The organism is Blautia sp. HA9023 (assembly GCF_056504095.1).
In genome coordinates this window covers 1-16,145 of record NZ_JBWLUR010000008.1, presented here as the reverse complement: position 1 = coordinate 16,145, position 16,145 = coordinate 1, and the positions used below count along the sequence as shown (strand labels likewise).

Here is a 16,145-nt window from a genome sequence, read left to right as displayed (position 1 = left end):
CTTTCCTGTTTTCTTATTCCAGACCGAAGTCCCTTTTTCTATCTTCCCTGCCATTCTCGCTTTCCCGCTGGCTTTTTTCTTTATAAATCTGCAATTTCTCATGGATAGAACCACGTGCCGGTCGTTCTTCTTTCTCTTTCGATTCTGACTGCTCTGCTTCTGTGTCTTCCCGTTCATCCATATTAAGAAGGGCATTTAGTTCTGACAGTCGCTCCAGTTTCTGGTTCAGTTCCTCTTCTTTTGTGAATGGCTTTCCAACTTCCTCTTTGGCATTTGTAAGCTGCTCCTGTACCGTTTCCAATCGTTGCTCCGCTTCTGCCAGTTTCTCCGGATAGCTTTCCAGAAGATTATTGATACGGGTGATATTTCCCAGGGCATCTGCTCCCAGATGAACTTTCGATACCGATTCATGCTTCACAGACAGAATAAACTCCTTACTCCAGCTGTCGAACTGGATTCTCATGTTGAATCCCTGATAGTTTCCGATATCCATTGCTGCATCGACTGCTTTCATGTCCTTGCAGACTGCCAGTAGTGCCGCTCCTGCTTCTTTCTTTTCTGTAAATACTTTGCCGCTGATCTCCATGGAAAACTGTTCTGGATCTGTGATTTTATGCTCCTGATAATGGGCAATATCCGCTTTGTAGCTATCAATAGTCTCGGTCAATTTTGCAATCTGCTGTGGAAAATTTCTTGCAATATCATCTTCCAGACGGTACTGGTTATTCATGTGATTGGCTTTTAAAAGTTTCAGTTTTGCCACATCCACGTCCAGTGCCATCTTTTCTTTTACTGCCGGATTTCCAGTTGCCAGTGCCTTAACCTCTGCATAGGACAGTGCCGCTTCGTCCACATCTTCGCAGCTTCTGACCGGTGCTTTGCTCGTCATAATCTGGGAGATGAACTTCTGTTTATTTTCGATCAACTGCCACATGTAGCTGTCGAAGGTGGATTCTGTCACATACCGAAAGATATGAACCTTTTTATTGTGATTTCCCTGCCGGATGATACGTCCTTCCCTCTGCTCCAGATCAGACGGTTTCCAGCCAATATCCAGATGATGCAGAGCAATCAGACGATCCTGCACGTTGGTACCGGCACCCATCTTTGCTGTTGAACCAATCAAAAAACGAACCTGCCCAGATTTTACTTTTCCAAACAGCTCCGTCTTCTTTGCTTCGGTATTTGCATCATGAATGAATGCAATTTCTTTTTCCGGTACACCTTTCGCCATCAGCTTCTGTTTCAAGTCATCGTAAACATTGAAACTGCCATCGCCTTTCGGTGTGCTCAAGTCACAAAAAATGATCTGCGCCGATTTCTGTACAACTGTATCTTTCCAGATTTCATAGCTTTTTTCTGCACAGACCGACACTTTACTGCCCGGATCGTCTGGCAATAGTTCATTGACCAATCGCTGATCCAGTGCCAGTTTTCTTCCGTCATTGGTAATTTTCAGCATATTGTCTACACTAGCATCTACGCCACCGTTTCTTACCACTTCCGCACGCTCTCCTAGGCTTGCTACGATTTCTTTCTGCTGTTCTGTTGGTTTCAATACTACAGTTTCGTATTCCGCTTCCGGTACTGGAAGATTCAACTGATCCGAAGTCTTGATATCTGCAATCTCCTTGAACATATTCATCAGTTCCGGGATATTATAGAATCTGGCGAATCTGGATTTTGCTCGGTATCCGGTTCCTTCCGGTGCAAGTTCAATGCTGGTCACAACCTCTCCAAACGTGGATGCCCAGGAATCAAATAATCCCAAGCCCATATTCTGTAATTTGCTGTTCTGCAGATATCTCTGCATGACATAAAGTTCCGTCATGCTGTTGCTGATCGGTGTGCCCGTTGCAAAGGTAATGCCTTTTCCACCGGTAATCTCATCCAGATACTGACATTTATTAAACATATCTGCTGATTTCTGTGCTTCGTTCTGGGCAATTCCGGCTACATTTCTCATTTTTGTATAAAGGAACGCATTTTTATAACTGTGTGCCTCGTCTACATACAGATGATCCACTCCCAGTTCTTCAAAGGTAACTACATTATCCTTTTTCTCTTTCTGATTCAGCTTCTCCAGTCTTGTCATCAGCGTTTTTCTGGTCTTTTCAATCTGCTTTACCGTATAGCGGCCGCCATCCTGCTCATATCTTGCACTCTGGATTGCGATTTCCAGATCGTCAATCTGCTTCCGCAGCATGGCTTCCTGCCTCTCATCAGAGATTGGGATACGCTCAAACTGGGAATGACCGATGATAATCGCATCATAGTTTCCCATAGCGATTCTGGCACAGAACTTTTTCCGGTTCGCCGGTTCAAAATCTTTCTTGGTTGCCACCAGGATATTGGCTCCCGGATATAACTGCAGGAACTCGGCTCCCCACTGCTCTGTCAGATGGTTCGGCACGACAAATAGATTCTTTTGTGATAATCCCAGACGTTTGCTCTCCATTGCAGCCGCTACCATCTCGTAGGTCTTCCCAGCTCCTACTACATGAGCCAGAAGCACATTATCCCCGTAAAGCTGATGTGCGACAGCATTTTTCTGATGTGGGCGAAGTTCAATTTCCGGGTTCATTCCTGGGAAAGTCAGATGACTGCCATCGTATTCACGGGGACGGATACTGTTAAACCGTTCATTATAAACTCTTACCAGTCTTTCACGTCTCTGTTGATCTTTGAAAATCCAATCCTTAAATGCTGCTTTCATGGCATCCTGTTTCTGTGATGCCAGCATAGTTTCTTTTTTATTGAGGACACGAATCTCATCCCCATTTTCATTGACACTCTTATCATAGATACGAACATCTTTCAGATTCAGTGTATCTTCCAGAATCCGGTAAGCATTTGCCCTCTCGGTTCCATACGTTGCATAGGCAAACGCATTTCTTGGACTGTCTGCATTTTTCCCGGTAATCCGCCACTCACCATTCACCTCAGAATATTTTACCTGTATCTCCTTCTGCGCAAGATACCACGGAGTATGAAGCAGTTCCCTCATAAAGTCCTGATAATCCGATGGTTCAATCCAGGTTGCCCCAATCCTTACTTCGATTTCAGATGCTTCCAGTTCTCTTGGCTGAACTGCTTCCAATGCACGGACATTCGGTGTTAATTCCGGGTGATTCTCTGCAAAGGTTCTTGCTGTGTTTAACTTCTCCCTGACATTTCCAGATAAATACTCATCTCCACTCTCCCACTGGTCTGTCAGTGGGTTCTTAAATATAACTCCAACCAGTTCCTCCGTGATTTTTTCTTCTGTCTTTCCTGTCAGCTGTGCCATATAGGACAGATCCACCTTTGCTCTTTCATTCAATGATAATGCTAAGGCTTCTGTCGCAGTTTCCACACTGGTTACCGCCACTGCCTTTTTGATGGTTCGTTTCGTAAACATGTCTGCTTTTCGCTTCAATGTTCCATCTTCGTTCAGGTCTTCCAGAGAACACAACAGACAATAAGAAGCGTCATCAGAAAACGCCCGCTTGTTTGCATTACTTCCGATGACTCCATACTTTGCTGTGTAAGCATCATATACTTGATTCAATTTCTCCTGCTGTTTGTGAATTTCTTCATCTGTTACGGATTCTTCCATCTGCATGGCAATCAGTTCACGCACCGTGTCTCGGATCTCCACCATACCTTTTACACGTTCTGCAGTAGCGGCAGGCATCTTTACCTGATTCATCAGAGAGTTAACACGGTAATATACCTGATCATCTACAACCGCATAACTGTAATTACGAACATTCGGATCTGCCGGGATACTCTCTGGTACATCATCCAGTTCTGCATCCACATCAACTGCAGGTGCCATATTTCCATGAATATTCCTGACAGCTTCTGCAAGCTGGACTTCAAGATCAGCACCTTCTATCGGCATACAGGTTGTTTCCATACCATACGGACCGGATACCTCTTTCATCTCACCCAGAATCATTTCCGGATGGTCTGCAAAATACTGATTGACCGTAATTCCATTGGCATCACTTCCAAGATTCACCCACTCCGGCATCTCTTTTGTCATGCTGTCACGCTTCTGGAAGAATAAAATATCTGCACTGACTTCCGTTCCTGCATTTGCTTTGAATGCTGTGTTCGGCAGGCGGATGGCTCCAAGGAGATCGGCACGTTCTGCCAGATACTTTCGGACTTCCGGTGATGCTTTATCCATGGTTCCTTTTGTTGTGATCAAAGCTGCCACACCACCCGGACGCAACTGGTCGATTGTCTTTGCCAGAAAATAATCGTGAATCATAAAATTATAGCGGTCATATTGCCTGTCATTCACTTTATAAGCTCCAAATGGCACATTTCCGATTGCCACATCGAAGAAATCATTCGGATAATCTGTCTTCTCAAAACCTTTAATCTGGATATTGGCATCTGGGTAAAGCAGTTTTGCAATTCTACCGCTGATACTGTCCAGTTCCACACCATAGAGTTTTGACTGGTTCAGCTTCTCAGGAAGCATTCCAAAGAAGTTACCAACACCCATGGATGGCTCCAGGATATTTCCTTTTGTAAATCCCAGATTTTCCAACGCCTGATACATACTTTCAATCACGATTGGCTGTGTGTAATGGGCATTTAAGGTAGAAGCTCTGGCTGCTGCATATTCTTCCGGTGTAAGGACTGTCTTTAATTCCAGATATTCCGTCTCCCATGCGGATTTTGTTTCATCGAAAGCATCAGCAAGACCTCCCCAGCCTACATATCGGGATAAAATCTCCTGTTCGTCTGGTGTGGCATTGCGGTTTTCTTCCTCGCATTTCTTTAAAAGCTGGATTGCCATGATATTAGCACGGAACTTTTCCTTTGGTGTTCCCTGTCCCAGTTCATCATCTGTGATATGGAAGTTTGTTGCTGGAATATCAGACTGTTCTGGTGTTATATCTTCCTTTTTTTCTGCATCTTCTACTGCTTCCGGTTGTGTCTCAACTTCCGACGGTTCCTGATTTTCCTCTCGTATTTCCTGCTGATCAGAGCCTTCCTGCTCCACTTCCAAAGCCTGCTGAGCTCCTTCCAGATCCGCCTGTCTCTGTGCTTCCTGCCGTTCTTCATACTTTTCCAGTTCTTCCGGTGATAAGAAATCATCGGTGCGAATCAGCTGACGGACACGTTCTGCAACCTTATTCCACTTTAATAGAACTTCTACATCTGGACTGCCAATCTTCCCTTTCGCAAGTTTTAATCCTTTCGCATCATGGGAAGCATCGGATTCATACGCTCCCGGTATCCCAGGTGCTGCTCCACCTGTACCATACTCATTTTTCAGAAACTCAGCTGCATCCTTTATATCGTGATGTTCCATGAAATACTCATAGATCCGATTCCGTCCTCCGGCAGTGATCCCGCCTCTTCTAAGGACTGCATCTATCTCATCCTGTGTGATAAAGGAAAGGGCCGGACGTTCGACCGTAAATTTCTGGTCTACCCAGGAACGCTCCCTCTGGAGATCCTGAAAACGCTGGAAATATTCCGGATTATGCTGAATCTCCCACCTGCGATAATCTTCTGGATTCTCATCCATATCTTTCTGCAGCCATTCAAAGCGATGGGCAATTGCATCTGCTTCCGCTGAATCTGTCCAAGCTTCCCGCACGACATCCTGCCAATCCGAATATGATTGCTGCTCCTCCCGGTTTCTGCTGGTATCCCGAAAATGGAGTGCAAGAAGATTGGTCATTTCTTCCTGCTCCTGTTCAATGGCGTTATTGGAAATCAGATTATCCACGTAACTTCTATCCTCATACATATCCCGGATTCTGTCCGCCGCTTCTTCCCACGTAACCATGCGATCAAAGTTTCTTCTGGCGGAATCTCCCCGTCGGATACGGATACCATCATTGTCATACCAGATACTGATTTTCTGTCCATCTATGGTAAATCCTTTTCCACCTGTTTCATATTCCTCCTTCAGGAAGTTCTGCATTTCTTCATTATCCAGACCTTCAATCAGTCTTGCCGTAATATGAAACAGTGTATTTTTCTGTCCACTTCCCGTGCGGAGAATATCATCTACTACTTCATCAGAAATAAGAAAAGCGGCTGGCTGTTCTAATGCAGCTGCCGCTTTCCTTATTTCTCCTAACTGTTCCTCTTCTGTCGGGAACAGACTTAATTGTAAATAATCTCCTGAATTACCAGTTCCTCTGCCTGTGCTTTGATCTGGTTCATGTGTCTGGTCCATGCCATCCCGTCTGCCATTTTGTCCGGTGCCGGGTTTTTCTCCAGAAGTTCTGACATCAGGTTGTCTACTCTCTGCCTTGCCTGGCTGTCGATTTCCATCAGATGACTGTCCAGACGGTTCTGTAAGGTCAGAATGTTGAATCTGGCTACTTTGTGGTTTCTCAGATACTCTTTCCTCATCAATCCGTACTTCCCGATCGTTCCTCTCGTCTCCTCCAGACTGATATCCGGAATCTGGTACTCTCCATTCTGGCTGTAAGTGATCTCTCTCATGCTCTGTTTCCTCCTTATTTTCTCCTCTATCTTCTGTGTTCCTTGTTTTACTTTCACGAATTAACGTGTTAAATTCATTATAAGCTACTTCTTTTTCTTTTGCAACCGTTTTCAGATCTTTTTCCAAGTCATTCAACACATATCGTCCAATCTGCATCAATACCGGTCTGCTGATCTCATTCACAGAACTTCCAAGGTGTCCAATAACCTTTAACTGGTTAAAATCTGTAATATGACGAAAATCCTCTGCATCAAGATATTCCTGCACATCCAGTCCGCATCGGTTCAGTAACACATACCAGACACTGTTTGTCATCAGTTCCCGGAACTCCACTTTCTGATTCTGTTCATCCAGATCTTCCAGAAAAGTGCCGGCTACATCCATTTGCAGTTCGTCGAAAGCATCCGGCAACCAGGCCTGCACACTTTCTTCTGCCGCCTGGTGAAGAACCTCTGCTAATCCTCCCTCTGTTGCTTCCAGTGCCAGCCGCTCCTGCAGATAATCTGCCACCAGTTGTTCTCCTTCTGGATTAAGATTCCATAACTGCGGATCTCTGCCCAGATTTTTTACCTTATAAGTATCCTGCACATCAAAAACATATCGGAGTTTCGTTTTTGGTCCGGATGTGTTATCTATCAGGGCAATTCCTTTAGAACCCTTTTTAATCCATCGGTACATCTTCTGGTTCCAGATTTCCATGGATGTCACGGCTGTTGCTCCCGGACGCTGTGCATAGATCAAGAGCTGTTCCGGAAAAGTGTACCGGTACAGCCTGGATGCAGTATTTAGAAACCGCATCCATTCCTGCGGATTGGCAGCAACATCCTTTGCCACTTCCTCCGTCAGAAGTTCCATTGCATATAATTTATTTGCCATCTGTTACTCCCTTTCTTCTTCCCACTTTTCTTCTACAACATCGGCAATCCGTTCCATTGCCCTTGTCATAGAAGGAAAATTACTACTGTTACTTGCTTTTCCAATCTGATCAATAAGAAATTCCGGCATATCTGCAAGTGCTCCGGCAATCATAGCCTTTACCCGGATATCCTCCAGCATAAGAAGCTCTTTTACACCAAATTCTTCACCAAATACATCCTGATATCTCCGTAAGTCATCCAAAAGATATTCCGGTTTTAAATCTCTATCCATTTCCTTTCTTTTATCATCACCATATAAACACCAGTCCATATTCTTTTCTCCTCCATCTTCATAAAATTAGGGACTGCTCACACAGTCCCCTCAAAATCATCGTTATTTCTCGTTATAATACTGAGGCAAGGTCTTTCGCCCTATTCTTTGGGATTGTATCTGTCCCTTTTGCTTTGATCTCCGCCTTGGCTTTCTCCAGTTTTCCATGGATTCCACCTTTTGCTTCTGTTCTCCCAGTTGCTTTTTCTGCTGCTTTTTCTTTCTCCAGACGTGCTTCCCTGCGTTCGGCATTTTCCATAACTGCTGTCTTTCCATCACAGAACTGAACCTTATCCGAAAGCTGTTCCTGCCTCTCTACCTGCGTCTCATTGACTTCCTGTACCATGGCATTTAATTCCGGTACTTCAAACATTCCGTTATCAGGAAGAATCAGCACCTCATGAATTGAAGAGGGAAGAACAAAATAATCACTTCCCAGGCATTCACCGATCTGCTTACGAATATCTTCCTGCAGTAACAGTGATGCACCATTCATTTTTTGTGCATTTGAAAGACAGAACATTGGATTTTCCATTGCTTCAACATTCAGTTTTTCATTCAAAAGATTTTCTGCTTCTTCACCAAAAATCATGGATTTTATCATTTCATTCATGTCCATCAAAACAACACCACGATTTCTGTCTGCCGCCACTGCATCTGCCTGGATTTGTTCTGCTGTCACACCCCATTCATTCATAAGATTGACAGTAACCGGAATACTACCAATTCCTCCCTCGTTTTCTTCCACATTCACTGCGTAATATGCTGCAAAATCTCCATGTTCGGTAACAACTTTATCAGCCAGGCGTTCTTCATTCCATTCCCGGTCACAGATTCTCACCTGTAATTTGTCCTTCATTTTTTCATAATCCAAAATATCCGGAAGACCCATATTGATAAATGCCGCTTTGTCCTGCACTTCAATACGCATATCTGCCACATCACCCACACAGGAATCCAGATTTTTTCCATTGACATATTCCATATAAAGAGAATCCAGATATACCATCGGCACAGCTCTTTGATCACCCTGTGGAATTGAAATGCCAGTCAACCTTAATCCATTATTTTTTGCAACTTCTTCAATACGGATTTCTCCATTCTGATATGAATCCGGCAAATAGTCTTTTACATTATCTTTGACATATTCATAAAATTCTTTTCTGTTCATCATACGCTTTTACCCCTTTCTGATCATGTGATGGTTCATTCTTTTCCTGCTGACCATCTGCTCGGCTTTTTTCTGATAAGCCATCATTCTTTTTAAAGTTCTCTCCTGGTTCTTTCTTGCTTCCTGTCTCTTTTCCATTGTTTTCATCATATTTTTCTGTCCCTTTCTGTGAATTTTTGTATTTTAAAGGGAGCCCTGATTCAGGGCCCCCTTTACTGAGGATTACTGTTTTCTGATTTTCTTTCTGCTGATATAAAGTCCTGCCATGCCTCCGGTAGAGATAAGCAGAAGCAGAATCGGCAGCCAGATATTTGTGTTATCTCCTGTCTTCGGTGCATCTGATACCTTCGTCTCTTCATGGGACTGCGGCACATCTGGTGTGCTTGGTGTTTCCGGAACTTCCGGTTTCTCATTTGTCAGATTGAAAGTAACTTCTACAACCGGCGTACTGTCGTCTGCGTAGGCAAATGTCACTTCATGCTTAGTCTGATCCAGTGTGTATCCATCCAGTGTTTTTGTCTCCACCAGATAATACTTGATTGCTGTATCATATTTGCCGTTCTTGAATGCGGCAATCTCATACAGCTTACTCTCGGCATGACCGGCAGCATCTGTTTTTAAGGTTTCCAGGACCTTTCCTTTGCTGTCACGGAATTCAAATTCTACTCCTTTCAGCGGTTCCCCAGATGATTTATCTGTCTTATTGAGAATGACTTTTCCCTTGGCAGTATCATCTTTCATAACCACTTTCTGGATTTCTCCAGTATCCTTCACCTCAAATGTCACATCCGATGTCAGAAGATATCCTTTTGGTGCCTGTTCCTCTCGTAAGGTGTATCTACCAATTGGCAGTTTTTCAATATAGTGTGCCTCCTCTGTGGAAGTCCAGCTCTCTACTACCTGATCGTCCTTATCAAGAATCGTTAGTTTTGCACCAGGAATCTCTGTATCTCCTGTGATATCTGTCTTGCTGATCTGAACCTTGGTCACATCATCTTTCATCTCATGCTTCTGAATCTCAGCTGTATTCTCAACCGTAAAGGTAATGCTCTCTGCAGTAACATATCCGTCTGCCGGTTTTGTTTCCGTCATGGTATACTCATTACCTACAACAAGTTCTTTGATCACATGAGATTCTTCTGTAAAAGTCCATTCATCCACAACATTTCCATCTGCATCCGTCACTTTCAGGTGTGCACCTGGAAGTTCTTTGCCTGTGGTCAGGTCTGTTTTTGTCAGTTCCACTGTGGTCGGCTGATTTTCAAACGTAAAATCATAGCTTACTTCTGCCTGATCTTCTCCGGCATATTCAAAGGTAAACTCCTGCACTTCTTCCGTTGTCACAAATCCGTCCGGTGCACTGTTCTCTTTTACATAATATTTTCCATCTACTGGAAGATCTGCCGCAAAAGTGATCTGTCCTTTCTCATCGGTTGCTTTCTGCTCGATGAGGGAATCTTTCTCAAGCAACACATCTCCGTTTACATTTTTGATATCTTCACTGGTATAAAGGCCGAAGACGCCGCCTGCAAGAACACGGTCTGTATCTTTTTCTTTCTTCAGAACAGTAACCTTTACTTTCTGACGGGTATTCTGCCATTTTTCATCATAAGTGATTACCGGTGTGTCCTGATCACGGTAGGAAAGATCAACATATCTCGGTTCTCCATCCAATACATAGCCATGGGCAGTTTTAACTTCTTTCACATAGTATTTGCCTGCCGGGAGATTATCCATCTGTGCAATACCATTGGAATCTGTAGTAATAGTTCCTACTTTTTCATCTGCTTTGTAATAATCTTTGCTGACACCATCTGCCGCTTTGATATCTTCCGCAGCAAATACATCGAAAGTCACATCTGTAAGGCTTCCGGTTACATATTCGAAGAGATGCTCCACAGTGCCTTTTACATTGTCCAGAAGTGTCACTTTATCCAAAAATTCTCCATTTTTGTTGATGATTAAAAGTCCTGTCGGCACTTCATCTTTCATCTCTACCTTCTGAATCTCTGCGGTATCTTCCAGTGTGAACTTCACATCCGTTGCTTTCAGATATCCATACGGTGCGATTTCTTCACGAAGGGTATATTCCTCCCCAACGGTCAGTCGTTTAATCACATGTGGCTGGTCTTTTACAGAAGTCCACTGATCTACGACATTCCCCTCTCTATCAAGAACGGTGAGTTTTGCTCCATCCAGTTCCACACCTGTTGTCACATCTGATTTTGTAATTTCAACCGTTGTCGGCTGATTCTTCTTCACTGTTTTCAGTTTTACTGTCTTCACGTCCTGTCCCTGATAAGAAGCATCCAGATTCAGAACTTCATCGGAAGAAACGAATCCTGCCGGTGCCTTTAACTCTTTTACATAATACTGTCCGAGTGGCAGATCCAGCGTACAGGAAGCAATTCCATCTTTATCAGAAGTCATTTCCTGTAACAGGGTATCAGCGTTGACAATGACTTTGCCTTCTGCTTTGATATCATCTTTGTTATAAATGCCAAAGACTGCACCTTCTACCGTTGCTCCGTTTTCTGCATCCTGTTTTTCTACCTGGATTGCAACTTTCTGTCTGTCATCACCAACAGTCACTTCCTGTTCGATCACAGGTGTATCCTGATCTGCATAGACAAATGCTACATCCGATCTGTCATGGTTCAGAACAAATCCTTCCGGTGCTGTTTTTTCTACCACATAGTAAGAACCAAGCGGCAGGTTATCTGCAACTGCTTTTCCGTCTTCCCCGGTCGTTACCGTTGTTACCAGAGCATCTTTTGCATAAATCAGCTGTCTGTTTCCATTTTCATCTTTCTGATAATCCGGTGTGTAGATATTTTCCGCTGCATAGACGTTAAACTCTGCACCTTTCAGATATTTTTCTTCATAAACAAAATCCTTTTTGAATCCACTCAGCATCTCACCTTTTTTATAGATCGTCAGCTTTCCTTTTACCGGATGATTCTCGTAATCAACTGTGATAATGGCATCGCCGCTTTCTGAATCCATCTGATAAGCAGTGTTTGCATCAACAGCAATCTCCATATAATTCTTGTTGATTGTGTACCCTTCCGGTGCGTTGACTTCCTCAATCCGGTAATGTCCGATTTTCAGGTTCTTTGGCATGATCAGATAACCCTGACTGTCTGTAAAATAGGACTTGTGTGTGGTTGTCACAGGATAAGTAGTTACCTGCTCCACATATTTTTTGTTATCCAGGTCATATACCTTAAATTCTGTTCCTGCAATCAGGACGGATTTCTTTGTTTCATCGTCTTTTTTCACAATTTTCAATTTTGCCTTGAACTCTTTGTCCAGAAGCACACGCCAGATCTGTGGCTCATTCGGATGGTTCTCTGTGATATTCACTTCAAAATCATCGACTGGCTTGTAATTGTGTGGTGTTGTTGTTTCACGGACAATATAGCTTCCAAATGGTAATGGAATACTGCAGGCATAACCTTTTTCATCTGTAAAAATCTCAGTAGCTCCGTTTTCTCCACTCACTACTGGTTTAGCAGAATCAAAATCATAGCTTCCATCTGCTTTCTTTGTAAGGGAAGATTTCAGATAAACTGTAAATCCGGCTCCGGATAACAGATCTGCATCGGTCTTTCCATTGTTGGCTGCTTTGATAATCTGGAACGGCTGCTTGATCACCTGTTCACTGGAAATGCATTCTCTTTTTACTTCTGCAGTCATATCACCTTCATAACTACATTCAAGATCATGTTCTTCTGTATCTGCCAGGTATCCGGTCGGTGGTGTGATCTCCTTGACGTAATATTTGCCAAGATATAAGCCATCTACAGAAGCCTGTCCTTTTTCATCCGTTGTAAGAGAAGCCACCTGTTCCCCTGCTTTATAAATCACACCGGTTGCTCCATCCGGATGCACGATATCTTCACGGGCATATAATCCGTAGACTGCACCTTTCAGTGTTGCATCGCCCTGCGGAACGGCTTTTCCTGTTTCTTTATCAACTTTGAATAAATTGATTTTTGCTGTCACACGGTCATTGCTGAAGGTATGGGCGAAAGATACGGTTGCTTCTTTATCATTGGTGTAAGAGAACTTGAACGTATACACGTCTTCTGTATTTCTTACATAGCCTTCTGGTGCCTGGTCTTCTTTTACGGAATAGGAATGATTGATAGGCAGATCTGCTGTGAATTTTGCCTTTCCATCCTCACCGGTAGTGGCTTTCTCAATCAGGGTGCCTTTCTTTACAACAACTACACCATCTGCATTTTTGATATCGTCTGCCGCATACAGGGCGAAAATACCACCTTCCAGCGGTTTCTTTGTATCTTTATCCTGTTTTACTACAGTGACTTCTGCTTTCTGACGCTCATTGTTGAAGGTGACATCCGCAAATACAACTTCTTTATTCTGTCCGGCATAAGTCAGCGTCACTGTCTTTTCTTCGCCGCCATTATAGAAGTTGTCCGGTGCTTTTGCTTCTTTTACCACATAAGTTCCTAGATGGAGATTCTTCAGGGTAACAGAGCCATTCTCACCTGTTGTCAGATTTTCTTTCACCAGATCACCTTTGCTGTACACTTTTGTACCATACGCAGTCACAATATCTGCTCCGGCATACACGTTGTAAACAGCATTTTTCTGTCTGCGGTTCTCATAATGGAATACGGTTCCACTCTCACTGACTTCTGCTCCGGTAAGCACCTGACCTTCTTTATAAACAGTAAGCTCTGCAAGCTGCTCCTTATTTTCCACGGTTACAGCTGAGGTCTTACTTGCTACCAGTTTTACATTTGTTGCCGTTGCATTTACTACATATCCCTGTGGTGCTGTGATTTCTTTCAGATAAACGGTATCCTGTGTCTTGATAATCGTAACAGAGGATTTTCCATTCTTATCTGTTGCAGGCATCTGAGTGATCAGCTTTGTACAAGCCTCATCGCTGTAAACGCCAAATACTGCACCTGCAAGATTGACATTCGCTGTATCGTCTTTCTTTACGATTTCGATCGTAGCCTGTTCAATCCATGACACCTTTAAGCTTACATATTTTTCATCAGCAACACCTTCTCCAAATACAAATGCCAGATCCTGAACACTTGCATTCGTAGTCAATTTATATGCTGAATAATCTTTTGTAATACTTCCCTTCATTTTTGCAGAAAAAGTATCACTTACATCTCTTGTCTGTGTCAAAGGAGCTGAGAGATAAAACGTGGTTCCTCCTCCAATTGTTACGCTTGCACCTGCCGCACTTACGGTTCCAGTAGATACATTATGGAGCTTTACTCCTTTTGGTAAGTCCATTGTGATTTTCTGCTGGGAAGATGCGTTGAACTTAATGTTCTCCGTTCTCTGAACATTTCTATCTACATAAGCTTTTACATCCGGCTTTGAAAATGACATCGCTACATCTGGTATTTCCGGCTTATTCACACAATAATTATAGAGTTCTTTTGCCAAAGCCTCTCCTGTAGCATTGGTTCCGTAAAATGCATCACTGCTTCCGTTGGCATATGATGCAGCCATGTGAATGATGATGAATCTTTTTCCTTCTGAAAAATCCGTGTGTTTATTCGCAAAAAAGCTTTCGCTCCCTGCGGCATCTGTGCCGTAATAACACACTTTTGCTAACGCCTGATTGTCTCCAATCTTTGTAATTGTATAATTTCCAGATCCAGGTCCTGGCTTAGCTGGCTGTACACAATACGCAATTGCTCTGACGTTTCCGTAGCTGATATAGTACGGCTCTGTCAGATAGGTTCCAAGATTATAATCTGCATATCTATACAGTGGTCCTTTTTCAATTGTTACCTGCTGTGTACTTCTTGCTGAATAAGCTGAAACTGCTTCAAATGTTGCAATCTCTCCCTCTTCCATAGCATCAAGATCCACACCTTCGTCTCCTGCCTGTTCCAAAACATCATGAAGCTCTAACCCTGATTCTTCATCATAGGTATCCTGATTCTGTGCCTGCTCTACTAAATCATCAAATTCATCAGCGTCAATATCGGTAATCTCCGAGTCTGCTTCTGAATCCTCCGCTTCCTCTGTCTGCTGTTCACTGCCAGCGGTTTCTGATTCGGTCACTGCTTCACTCCCTGCAGTTTCAGTCTGAGCTTCTGTTGCTTTCTCACGCACAATCAGTTTTCGGCTGATCTGGTACTTCGGATGCTCTTGATTTACCGGTTCCACATAATAGACCGCTTTGTAAGTGTCCGCATGATCTGTCGTAAAATCCTCATCCTTGTCATTCTTTGCTTCCTCAAATGTGACTTTGACCTTGTTATCATCCTTGATTTCCAGTCCCGTGTAATCTGATTTCACATCAAATACACTGCCTGTTTCAATTTCATAATCTTTGGCAGTCACCACCTCATCTTCATCCAGAAGGTCTTTCACTTCCTCATAAAGTGGAGGTTTTTCCTCTGGCTGGATCTCCGCTGCATATGCCGTCATCGGAGACAGCACTGTACTAAGCATTGTCATGCCTGCCAGCAAGCCAGATACTACTTTTCTAAAATTACCTTTTTTCTTCATGCTAAGGTCCTCTCTTTCATATATTTGTATTAAAACAGACAGTCCTTAGACTGCCTGCAATACACTACTTATCGTTGTGGAAAAATAAGATTGAACTGTACATTTCCCTCTCCGGGATCGACCATCTCCACAGTTGCTTCATACTGTCTCCCTGTTTTTCTTGATACCAGATCCTTATAATGGATTTTTCCTTTAGACAGGAACTTCTTTGCTGCCACCTTATCCATCTTTTTTCCCTGGCTTGCAAGAAATTTATCATTTTTCCATAAGGTAAAAGCACATTTCCGGTCAGAACAGTAAAAATTTACTTTTCCTTCCCTGACATCTGCTCCACAGCGGGGACATTTGCCAATGACTTCTCCTTTTGCCTTTCCCTGAAACTGATTTTTCTTCTCTTCTGAAATCCCCTGATACCTGGCAACCAGTTCCTGCATCAGCTCTGTAATCCCATTTAGGAATTCATCTGCTGTCTCTGTATTCTGGGCAATATGATTCAATGCCATTTCCCACTCTGCGGTCATCTTCGGAGATTTAATCTCATCCGGTAGAACCGTAATCAGCACATTTCCATCATCTGTCGGCACCAGATTTTTCTTTTCCCTTTTCACAAAGCCAGACTGAATCAGTTTTTCAATGATTGCTGCCCTTGTTGCAGGAGTACCAAGTCCTTTCTTTTCTGTATCTTCGGTCAGCTCTTCATTCCCTGCACGTTCCATCGCAGAAAGCAGGGTATCTTCTGTGTACTGTTTCGGTGGCTGTGTAAAATGCTCCGATACAAAAGAATCACAGGGACCATAA

The 16,145-nt window shown here is 43.3% G+C and carries 6 protein-coding genes; all 6 read right to left on the bottom strand.

The genetic code is table 11. The annotated features are described in order from the left end of the window. Window positions 1-13 precede the first annotated feature (13 nt). Window positions 14-7,345, bottom strand: a complete 7,332-nt coding sequence (locus AC04Q6_RS09995; protein ID WP_119247873.1) for a DEAD/DEAH box helicase family protein — start codon at window positions 7,343-7,345, stop codon at window positions 14-16. Between the two features lie 3 nt (window positions 7,346-7,348). Beyond that, window positions 7,349-7,657: a hypothetical protein gene (locus tag AC04Q6_RS09990; RefSeq protein ID WP_026648905.1), complete on the bottom strand. Its 309-nt coding sequence runs from the start codon at window positions 7,655-7,657 to the stop codon at window positions 7,349-7,351. A gap of 73 nt (window positions 7,658-7,730) precedes the next feature. Next, entirely contained in the window at window positions 7,731-8,831 is a 1,101-nt protein-coding gene (locus tag AC04Q6_RS09985) for a DUF5688 family protein (protein WP_026648906.1), read from the bottom strand. 6 nt (window positions 8,832-8,837) lie between these two features. After that, complete coding sequence (locus AC04Q6_RS09980) at window positions 8,838-8,978, bottom strand: hypothetical protein (protein ID WP_164651566.1); 141 nt, start codon at window positions 8,976-8,978, stop codon at window positions 8,838-8,840. 72 nt (window positions 8,979-9,050) lie between these two features. Further along, entirely contained in the window at window positions 9,051-15,347 is a 6,297-nt protein-coding gene (locus tag AC04Q6_RS09975) for a SpaA isopeptide-forming pilin-related protein (RefSeq protein ID WP_119247872.1), read from the bottom strand. A gap of 68 nt (window positions 15,348-15,415) precedes the next feature. Further along, a partial coding sequence (locus AC04Q6_RS09970) for a DNA topoisomerase (RefSeq protein WP_476389671.1) occupies window positions 15,416-16,145 on the bottom strand: 730 nt, incomplete at its 5' end.

What these genes read in the sequence shown, in the direction of transcription:
- AC04Q6_RS09985 (WP_026648906.1), bottom strand. Translation starts at nt 8,831, where the DNA reads ATGATGAACAGAAAAGAATTTTATGAATATGTCAAAGATAATGTAAAA.
- AC04Q6_RS09980 (WP_164651566.1), bottom strand. Translation starts at nt 8,978, where the DNA reads ATGATGAAAACAATGGAAAAGAGACAGGAAGCAAGAAAGAACCAGGAG.
- AC04Q6_RS09990 (WP_026648905.1), bottom strand. Translation starts at nt 7,657, where the DNA reads ATGGACTGGTGTTTATATGGTGATGATAAAAGAAAGGAAATGGATAGA.
- AC04Q6_RS09995 (WP_119247873.1), bottom strand. Translation starts at nt 7,345, where the DNA reads ATGGCAAATAAATTATATGCAATGGAACTTCTGACGGAGGAAGTGGCA.
- AC04Q6_RS09975 (WP_119247872.1), bottom strand. Translation starts at nt 15,347, where the DNA reads ATGAAGAAAAAAGGTAATTTTAGAAAAGTAGTATCTGGCTTGCTGGCA.